The 9,274-nt window shown below is 52.0% G+C and carries 8 protein-coding genes; 2 read left to right on the top strand and 6 right to left on the bottom strand.

Annotation, left to right across the window (positions count from 1 at the left end):
- Nucleotides 1–362 precede the first annotated feature (362 nt).
- Nucleotides 363–1,265, bottom strand: a complete 903-nt coding sequence (gene pssA, locus CX650_RS18025) for a CDP-diacylglycerol--serine O-phosphatidyltransferase (RefSeq protein WP_101096624.1) — start codon at nt 1,263–1,265, stop codon at nt 363–365.
- A 90-nt stretch (nt 1,266–1,355) separates the two neighbouring features.
- On the opposite strand from pssA, the gene CX650_RS18020 reads away from it, so the two are divergent.
- The gene (locus tag CX650_RS18020) at nt 1,356–1,799 is read left to right on the top strand and encodes a DUF4124 domain-containing protein (RefSeq protein WP_101096623.1); all 444 of its coding nucleotides are present in this window, start codon (nt 1,356–1,358) and stop codon (nt 1,797–1,799) included.
- Between the two features lie 77 nt (nt 1,800–1,876).
- Here the strand turns inward: CX650_RS18020 and mdh are convergent, their stop codons facing one another.
- Nucleotides 1,877–2,812: a malate dehydrogenase gene (gene mdh / locus CX650_RS18015; protein WP_101096622.1), complete on the bottom strand. Its 936-nt coding sequence runs from the start codon at nt 2,810–2,812 to the stop codon at nt 1,877–1,879.
- 285 nt (nt 2,813–3,097) lie between these two features.
- Between mdh and argR the strand changes: the two genes are divergently transcribed.
- Complete coding sequence (gene argR / locus CX650_RS18010) at nt 3,098–3,568, top strand: transcriptional regulator ArgR (RefSeq protein ID WP_025012091.1); 471 nt, start codon at nt 3,098–3,100, stop codon at nt 3,566–3,568.
- 60 nt (nt 3,569–3,628) lie between these two features.
- On the opposite strand, the gene CX650_RS18005 is transcribed toward argR, so the two are convergent.
- The 4 genes from CX650_RS18005 to CX650_RS17990 all read right to left on the bottom strand — a co-directional run bounded on the left by CX650_RS18005 (nt 3,629) and on the right by CX650_RS17990 (nt 9,250).
- The gene (locus CX650_RS18005; protein ID WP_101096621.1) at nt 3,629–4,564 is read right to left on the bottom strand and encodes a Dyp-type peroxidase; all 936 of its coding nucleotides are present in this window, start codon (nt 4,562–4,564) and stop codon (nt 3,629–3,631) included.
- Nucleotides 4,565–4,662: 98 nt separating this feature from the next.
- Nucleotides 4,663–6,306 (bottom strand): gamma-glutamyltransferase, encoded by a 1,644-nt coding sequence (gene ggt / locus CX650_RS18000; protein ID WP_226685229.1) that lies wholly within the window; start codon nt 6,304–6,306, stop codon nt 4,663–4,665.
- 272 nt (nt 6,307–6,578) lie between these two features.
- Complete coding sequence (locus tag CX650_RS17995) at nt 6,579–7,622, bottom strand: ABC transporter ATP-binding protein (RefSeq protein WP_189484326.1); 1,044 nt, start codon at nt 7,620–7,622, stop codon at nt 6,579–6,581.
- Complete coding sequence (locus tag CX650_RS17990; protein WP_101096619.1) at nt 7,619–9,250, bottom strand: ABC transporter permease; 1,632 nt, start codon at nt 9,248–9,250, stop codon at nt 7,619–7,621. The genes CX650_RS17995 and CX650_RS17990 overlap by 4 nt, the downstream gene beginning before the upstream one ends.
- Between the last annotated feature and the right edge of the window lie 24 nt (nt 9,251–9,274).

Here is a 9,274-nt window from a genome sequence, read left to right as displayed (position 1 = left end):
GACCCTGTCACGTCTTTCGCGTTGCCGCTGTGCCGTGTCAGTGGGAGCGCATTATAGGGAGCCTGAACTTTTGTGCAAGGGGGATTTTTGCAAAACCACACCAAGCGAACACTATTTAGGCATTACCAGGTTACTGTCAACTTTTAAGCAACACAGACATTACCCTAAAGTCCCTTTTCATCTCGATGAGTAACTTGAACCAACTGAGATGGCTATGCAAACTGACTTGCTCACTAACCTGAGTTGCTCGTCAAAAGGCTATTTCACTCAAGGTGGGATCTAGGTTTAGCACATATTTCGCCGCTTTGCAGAGTAAAAGCCTTTTGAAATGGCAGCCCAAAGTTATCATTATCACGAGAGAATCATGACTTGAGCTTGTCTAGACTCGCTTTATCTACCGTATCTTCTTTTTCTTCGGCGCTTTCTTTGTTATCGCTATCTCTATTATCTCGGGCATGGGAAGTGGGAGAACCCTCTGCACTTGATGCTTTGCCATCACTGTCATCTGTCTCATCGTCATCACCCAAAACGTGAGACACCTTGAGTTTTCTAACGCTGCGAATGGTAACCACAGGCCCCGAGAGAGCATAGAGATAAAACAGCAGACAGAGAATTAATGCAGGTTCGACCGAGATCACCACAAATACGGCCACTACCAGCAGAATCACCAGGAAGTTCACCTTGCCACGCCAATCGACTTCTTTAAAGGAGTGATAGCGGAAATTACTCACCATCAACAGACCGGCAACGGCCGTGACCAGAGCCACCAATATACCTATATCATGCCCTGAGACGCCGTAGCCCTGCCCCAGCCAGACACTGCCGGCAATAAGAGCCGCTGCGGCCGGACTGGCAAGCCCTTGGAAGAAACGTTTATCGGCCACTCCTACTTGGGTATTGAAGCGCGCCAGACGCAAGGCAGCCCCGGCGCAATAGATAAACGCCGCCAACCAACCTATTTTGCCCAATTCAGAAAGCCCCCAGTTATAGGCTATCAAGGCCGGAGCCATACCGAAGGACACCATATCTGCCATCGAGTCGTACTCGGCACCAAAGGCACTCTGAGTGTTGGTCAAACGCGCCAGACGACCATCCAGTCCATCAAATAACATGGCAACAAACACAGCAATAGCCGATGCCTCAAAGTGCCCATTCATGGAAGCGATAACAGCATAGAAGCCCGAGAACAATCCTGCCGTTGTCATCAGATTGGGTAACAGATAGATACCACGGGTTTTTATTGTTGGCTTGGATAAATTTTGCATACACTTAACCTGATGGTGTAATCAAACTCATAACGGCAAAGATAACACACTTGCTCAGACAAGCTCACCCTGCAGAAACGGAAACAAACAATGATAAGGATCAGCCTATTTATGGCTCTGCTGGCATTACTCGGAGCCAACGCTGCCTCGGCAACCCCCATTTATACTTGGGTCGATGAAAATGGCGTCACCCACTACAGCCAGGAGCCGCCGCCACAACAGCAAGCCACCGAACTGGACAGCCAAAATCTGCAACCCGCCAGAATCGGCACGGTCGCGCCGCAGCGAAAAGATGACATTGTGCTGGAGACTGAGTCTGAGAAACAGGCCAAATTGCTCAAGGAGAAAGATGCAGTCCAGGCTCAGGCTATATGCGATAAGGCCAAATTCCAATTGGATGTCCTCAATACCCACACCAGGCTACAACGTAAAGATGAGGCCTCAGGTGAAATGATTAAGATGACTGAAGAAGAACGGCAGGCGCAGATAAAGGAGCAGCAGGAAAGAATTCGGCTATTTTGCCAAAGAAACTAGCCAGCAAGGCCAGAGTAAAATAGGTTCTAGTAGCAAAAAGGAGCGCCGAAGCGCTCCTTGTTATTCCCGGAGTCGACTTACTTAACGAAGTCTACACCCAGTTTGATATCCGCCTTCAAGGTATCCAGCATGGCATCACGGGCGTTGCTTTCAAACGCGCTCAGTTCACCATATGGAAGAACCTTTTCGATACCATTTTTGCCGAGTACCACTGGCTGGGCAAAAAATTCAGCGTGTTCACTGCCACCGTCTACATAGGCGCACTCGATCACATTGGCTTCACCCTGCAGACCGCGGATCAGCGACAGACCGAAACGGAAAGCGGCCTGGCCCATGGACAGAGTCGCGCTGCCGCCACCGGCTTTGGCTTCAACCACTTCAGTACCGGCGTTTTGAATACGCTTGGTCAGGGCAGCAACTTCTTCATCGGAGAAGCTGACACCTTCAACCTGAGACAACAGAGGCAGAATGGTCACACCGCTGTGGCCGCCAATCACATTGACTTTAACATCGGCAACGTTCAACCCTTTGGCTTCGGCGATAAAGGTTTCAGAGCGGATGACATCGAGAGTCGTCACACCGAATAGACGGTTCTTGTCGTAAACACCGGCTTTTTTCAGTACTTCAGCCGCAATGGCCACAGTGGTGTTCACTGGGTTGGTGATGATACCGATCAGCGCCTTGGGACAAGTCGCAGCCACCTTTTCAATCAGGTTACGGACGATACCGGCATTGATATTGAACAGATCAGAACGATCCATGCCAGGCTTACGGGCAACACCGGCAGAGATCAGCACCACATCAGCACCTTCCAGTGCAGGTGTTGGGTCTTCACCGGCAAAACCTTTAACTTCAACTGCTGTCGGGATATGACTCAGATCCACGGCAACCCCAGGCGTTACGGGGGCGATATCATAGAGTGACAGCTGAGAGCCGGCAGGTAATTGGGTTTTCAACAGAAGGGCAAGAGCCTGGCCAATACCACCAGCAGCACCTAGTACAGCAACTTTCATAGTTATCTCCGTCAATTCTCGGAATTATGTGTGACATAGATCTAATTCTGTGATGGCGCAACATTAAAGGATCGTCACAAAAATAGCAATTATCCCTTAGTCATATGACTCTGCTTCATCAAAAGCTGAATTAACTTCAGCATTTGCTCTCGCCTACTGAGGCTTCTTTTACCCAACAAATGACCCAAACTGCATTTTTATGCAGACATCCTGGGTATTTGTTGACACTTACCCGTTTGATATGCAGAATGAGCGAGATTTTCTGAATAACGACAGAAGAAGATAATGCAAGCAAGCAAAAATCAGGATGAGCTAATCAGAACCTTCAAGGCTCTGCTTAAAGAGGAGCGCTTCGGCTCCCAGAGTGAAATAGTCAATGCACTGCAAGCCGAAGGCTTTGCCAATATCAACCAGTCCAAAGTCTCGCGCATGCTGAGCAAGTTCGGTGCCGTGCGCACTCGTAACGCCAAGCAGGAGATGGTCTACTGCTTACCGGCTGAACTAGGGGTACCTACCGCCGGCAGCCCGCTGAAGAATCTGGTATTGGATGTGGATCATAACCAAGCCATGATAGTGGTGCGTACCAGCCCGGGGGCGGCGCAGTTAATTGCCAGGCTGTTGGACTCCATCGGCAAGCCAGAAGGTATTCTGGGCACTATCGCCGGTGATGATACTATTTTCATCTGCCCTTCCAGCATCAAGACCATTGATGAAACTCTGGAAACAGTGAAGTCGCTGTTCAATTACACAGACTGAGTTGAAAATGCCATAAAAAAACGCCCTTCAATGAGGGGCGTTTTTGTTTTTATCGCGCTATTAATCATCAAACTGGATCATGAAATCCAGAGATGGGGCAAAGAAAGAGGAACCAGTTACCGCCTGAGTAAAGTGCATCAGGTGATCATGGTGTCCTTCTCCGTCACCGAAAACCATACTGTGAAGCATCTTTTCAAAATGGTTAGGTGTCTTACAGGTGGAAATAAACATCAAACCCTGCTGTTTTACAGAACCATAGGGCATGCTCTGACGCAGGATCTCCATCGACTCACCATTGTCATACTTGAGATTTACCCGCTTGATATGTGCCGTCAGCGGTTTGTCTTCCGAAGCGTACTCTATGTTGTCCTGCTTGGTGCGGCCTATGATGTCTTCCTGCTTTTTCTGCGGCAGTCTGTGCCACTTACTCAGATTATGGACATATTTCTGTACATGAATGTAGCTACCGCCGCGAAATGCATCGTCTTCATCACCTACCAGGGCCACAGCTTGACGGCCTCTGCCTTTGGGGTTTTCTGTGCCATCGACAAAACCGGTCAGATCGCGGCTGTCCATAAAGCGGAACCCCCGCTCCTCCTCTTCCAGCTCGGCCAGGCCTTCCAGCATTTCGTTGACCTCATTGGCCACCAGATGAAGAATATCCAGGCGATCACAACGCAGGTGAATAAAAATATCGAACTCTATCGCCGGCGCATCCCGGTTACCCGACTCCATAGCAGGGAATGGCTTGAGTTCAGTTGGCCTGCTTCCCGGATAGAGATGATCCCAAAAATTGGCACCAATCGCCACAAAGGCGTTAAAGGCACTGTCAGCATACTGATCTGCCAGCTCATACAAATACTGGGCAACATTGGCCAGACAAGGGCGCAGTTGTGACTCCCCGCCTTCGTTGGCATTGAACATCAGATAAACACTGTGCAGATTTCCCTCTGCGCAGATCCCCAGCTGTTCCCGTGGCATAACCTGTGTATCCATTTGCAATCTACCCTTTCAGATTAATTCATCTTCGGCCTTATTATCCGCAACTTGAGCATTAATTTGAATTAGCTCACGCACGTTTTTGCCGATTACTTTCAATAACCTGATGCTTGTCCGTCTTTACGGGACTCGGACGCTCCCCGATAAACGCCACTTTCAACATTGACGCCTATGGCCTGATAACCACCGAAAGCCCCGAGAGAATCACTTAAAGTATGCCCCTTTTTCATCAGCTCACGGCGGGTTTCCATGGAAAAGCCCGACTCGAGGCTGATATAACCGCCATCTGTCATCTGCTCGCCGGTCGGTTGGCTGGAACCTGTATGCAATATTCTCGGAGCATCGCCCGCCTCCTGCAGGTTGAGGCCAAAATCAATCAGATTAATCATGATCTGGGCATGCATCTGGGGTTGGGTGGCTCCCCCCATGACACCAAAGCTGAGCCAGGGCTTGCCATCTTTGGTGACAAAGGCCGGAATTATGGTATGAAACGGTCTTTTACCCGGTGCATAGGAATTGGCACGCCCGGGAGTGAGATCAAACAGTTGGCCTCTGTCCTGAAGCACAAATCCCAAATCCGGAGGCGTCATGCCTGAGCCCATGCCACGATAATTGCTCTGGATGAGGGACACCATATTGCCTTCTTTATCGGCGGTAGTGAGATAGATGGTATCACCGTGTAAAAGATTGGGATTACCCGGCTCAACACTGGCGGCGGCTTTGTCAGCATCGATAAGCTTGGCTCTGGCGTAGTTGTATTCTTTGGAGATAAGTGACGCTACCGGCACTTTGGCAAAGTCCATGTCAGCGTAGAACTTGGCTCGGTCGGCAAACGCCAGCTTTTTTGCTTCCACGAAATGATGCACATATTCGGCGCTGTCCAGCCCCATGGCCTTGAGATTAAATGGCTCCAGGGTTTTAAGGATCTGCAGTGCCGCTATCCCCTGGCCGTTGGGGGGCAGCTCCCAGATATCATAGCCCCGATAATTAACCGATACAGGTTCAACCCACTCACTCTTGTGAGAAGCGAGATCTTCATAGGAAAGATAACCGCCCTGTTGTTGCATATAGGCGGCAATACTGCGGGCTATCTCTCCTTTGTAAAAGACGTCCCTGCCCCCCTTGGCAATTTTTTCATAGCTGTTGGCCAAAGCCGGATTTCGAAACAATTCACCGACGGCCGGCATGCGGCCGCCTGGCATATAGGTTTCTTTAAACCCCGGGTATTTGGCCAGCTTGTCACCGCTTCGCGCCAGATAGAAGGCGATGAGCTCGGAAACCGGAAATCCTTCACGGGCATAATGAATAGCCGGCGCCAGGTTATCCTTCATGGGCAATTTGCCGAACTTGTCATGCAGTTCATACCAGCCATCCACGGCACCGGGCACGGATACGGGCAAAGGTCCATAAGGCGGCAGATGCTCAAGCCCTTTGGCCTTGAGCATCTCCAGCGTCAGAGAAGCCGGACTGCGGCCAGAGGCATTAAGCCCATAGAGCCGCTGCTCTTTGGCGCTCCAGACAATGGCAAAAAGATCGCCGCCTATGCCAGAACCCGTAGGCTCCACCAACCCCAGCATGGCATTGGCGGCAATCGCGGCATCCACGGCGCTGCCACCTTGTTTGAGAATATCGACCGCCACCTGAGTCGCCAGTGGTTGGCTGGTTGCCGCCATACCATTAACCGCATAGACTTCAGAGCGGCTCGCAAAGGCCGCGCCCGTGATTCTATCCATCGCCATGCTTCCCGTGCTGCAGCAAACAGCCAAACTCCCGATGACGCCGAGTAACAGCTGACGACATGAGCTGTTGCTGATATTCCGTATCCCTTGTGCGTCCTGCATTTTATTATTGCTGTGGTTATGCATCTCGCCTCCGCTCTCATCCCGGAGCGGCGCATGGGCGAGTCCGGGGTTCAGTGAATACCTATGGTGAATTCAATCAAACCGATTGTTTGGTATAACACAGAGACAAACAAATTATCACCCACAGCAAACTTATGAAACAATTGTTGTTAACAGCCATTACCGAACAACACCAGCGGATGTTCCAGTGTCGACAGCCTGACTCTCTGCCCTGGAGAAAACTGTACCTGATGACTACGGACCTCTAGAGTGACGCCCTCTTGCTGCACATCATAATGGCAAACATTGCCCAGAAAACGCCGCTCGGTAACCACAGCCAGGCCCTGTTCGTCGGGTCGTAACTCCAACTGCTGTGGCCGCAGCAACAACTCGCCCTGCCAGTTCAGTGGCAAACCATGGGGCAAAGAGCTTTTAAGTCGACCGATTTGAGTATCGACACAGTGTTCGCAGCTGACCAGGGCCTTAAGATAATTACCGCTGCCGAGAAAGTCCGCCACATAGCGATTGACCGGGTTGGCATAGAGAGTTTCAGCACTGCCTTGCTGCACTATTTTTCCATCTTCAAACAGCGCCAGGGTATCGGCAAAAACAAAGGCCTCATCCTTACTGTGGGTCACAAATACGGCGCTGACGTTACGGCTTTTGAGGATCGCGCGAATCTCCAGCATCAGCTCGCCGCGTACCTGGGCGTCTATGTTGGAGAATGGTTCATCCAACAACAGCAGTTCAGGCTCATAGGCAAGCGCCCTGGCAATCGACACCCTTTGCTGTTGACCGCCGGACAACTCGTGGGGATAACGTTCAGCAAGCCCCGGGAGCTTGACCAAATCCAACATCTCCTCGAGCCGGCTCAGACGCTGCGCCTTGTTCAATCCATTGACACCAAAGAGGATATTCTGCGCGACCGTCAAGTGGGGAAACAGGGCATAGTCCTGAAAGATCATCCCCACGCCACGCTCCTCTCCCGGAACCTGCAGCTTATCCGTGGTTACTGCACGGCCGCTGATATGAATTTCACCGGCGGAGACCGGCTGCAGTCCGGCAATGGCTCTGAGCAGAGTCGTTTTACCACAACCACTGGGTCCGAGCAGGGCGGCAATTTCACCGGCTTGCAAGGTAATGCTTAGCCCTTTGAGCACTTGCTGGGTGCCATAATGGCTGTGGAGTTGCTTGACACTCAGGGTCGACATCAGTTGTTTTGCTCCAGCGAACGGTTGAGATAAATCAAGGGCACCAGCCCCACCAACACAATGACAATAGCCGCCAGCGCCCCCTGCTCCAACTGCTCATCGGAGACGTATTGGAACACTTGGGTAGCCAGGTTGTGAAACCCGACAGGGCTTAGCAGCAAGGCAGCCGGCAACTCTTTCATCGCCTCGATAAATACCAGTAGCAGAGCGGCAAAAATACCGCTGCGCAGCAATGGCAGATGGATTAATGCCAGTACTTTACCCGGTGTCTTGCCCAGGCTGATGGCCGCCATGTCGAGAGAAGGCGACAGCCGTTTGTAACTGCTCTCTATGCTGCCGATGGCGATGGCGGCAAAGCGAATACAAAACGCCAGCACCAGGGCGGCGATACTGCCGGTGAACAAGAGCCCCGGGCCTTGGCGCTCGAACAGAGCGTAGAGCTCATCGATTCTGAAATCGAGCCAGGTCAGCGGAATAAGCACGGCAATCGCCAGCACTGTGCCCGGCAGTGCATAGCCGGTACTGACCAGACGGGATGGCAACATGTCCCACTTTCTCGGGCTCAGGCGGCGAATGAACATCAAGAGGATAGCCAAAAGCAAACACAATATACTGCTGATGGCGGCGACCGTTAGGCTGTTGAGACTGTACTGCCAAAAGTCGCTGTTCCAGCTCTGTTGCCAGTAATCCAAGGCGTAACTGCCGAGAATGACAAATGGCAAAACAAACGCCAACAGCAGCAACAGCGAGCAGTAGCCGAGCGCCAACCACTCACGCCAACCTTTGAGCCGGTAAGGCTCTGGCGCCTCCAGCAACAGCTGCTTTTGAAACAATTGCTGTTTACGCCTCGCCATACGCTCCAGCGCAAACAGAGTAAAGACACCAAGCAACATCAATAGCGAAATTTTAGCCGCGGCCGCCAAGTCACCATAGGCTCGCCAGGTGTCGTAAACAGCCGTGGTCAGGGTGGATACCGCAAAATAATTGACCGTCGCCAAGTCAGCCATGGTTTCCATGGCCACCAGGGCGACACCGGCCGCCAGCGCCGGGCGCGCCATTGGCAGCGACAAACGCCAGAAACTCTGCCATGGCGAGCAGCCCATCACCTTGGCTGCATGCTGCAAACTTAAGGATTGTTCCAGAAACGCGGTGCGCCCCAAGAGGTAAACGTAGGGGAAGAGTACCAGCGACAACATAACAGTAGCGCCGCCCAGAGTTCGAATATCGGGAAACCAGTAGTCGGTTACCGATTGCCAACCAAAACTTGCGCGTAAAAACCTCTGCACAGGCCCGGCATAATCCAGTAAATCGGTATACACATAAGCGACGATATAGGCCGGCATGGCCAGCGGCAACAACAGAGCCCACTGGAACAGGCGCCGGCCCCGAAACTCACAGCGCGCCACCAGCCAGGCAGCCGGCACCGCCAAAAGCAGACTGCCGACACTCACCCCCAACATCAGCCAGAAGGTATTGGCTATGTATGACGGCAACACAGTGGCAAACATCTGCCCAAAGCGGGTTTCACCCGGTTCGAATGCCTGCATGACCAGCGCCAGCAAAGGCGCCACCATAAGGCCGCAGACGGTAAACCCCGCCCACGACCAGCTCCTGGAGAAGGTCAGGATCACAGCTATTCCCCTACAACCTTTGCA

The sequence above is a fragment of the Shewanella indica genome (assembly GCF_002836975.1).
In the GTDB taxonomy this organism is placed as follows: Bacteria; Pseudomonadota; Gammaproteobacteria; order Enterobacterales; family Shewanellaceae; genus Shewanella; species Shewanella indica.
The sequence above is the reverse complement of the archived record's forward strand: the minus strand, read 5'-3'. Positions and strand labels throughout refer to the sequence as shown.

Bases quoted from the DNA above. Each gene is read 5' to 3' on its own strand.
- mdh (WP_101096622.1), bottom strand. From the start codon at position 2,812: ATGAAAGTTGCTGTACTAGGTGCTGCTGGTGGTATTGGCCAGGCTCTT.
- argR (WP_025012091.1), top strand. From the start codon at position 3,098: ATGCAAGCAAGCAAAAATCAGGATGAGCTAATCAGAACCTTCAAGGCT.
- pssA (WP_101096624.1), bottom strand. From the start codon at position 1,265: ATGCAAAATTTATCCAAGCCAACAATAAAAACCCGTGGTATCTATCTG.
- ggt (WP_226685229.1), bottom strand. From the start codon at position 6,306: ATGGCGATGGATAGAATCACGGGCGCGGCCTTTGCGAGCCGCTCTGAA.
- CX650_RS18020 (WP_101096623.1), top strand. From the start codon at position 1,356: ATGATAAGGATCAGCCTATTTATGGCTCTGCTGGCATTACTCGGAGCC.
- CX650_RS18005 (WP_101096621.1), bottom strand. From the start codon at position 4,564: ATGGATACACAGGTTATGCCACGGGAACAGCTGGGGATCTGCGCAGAG.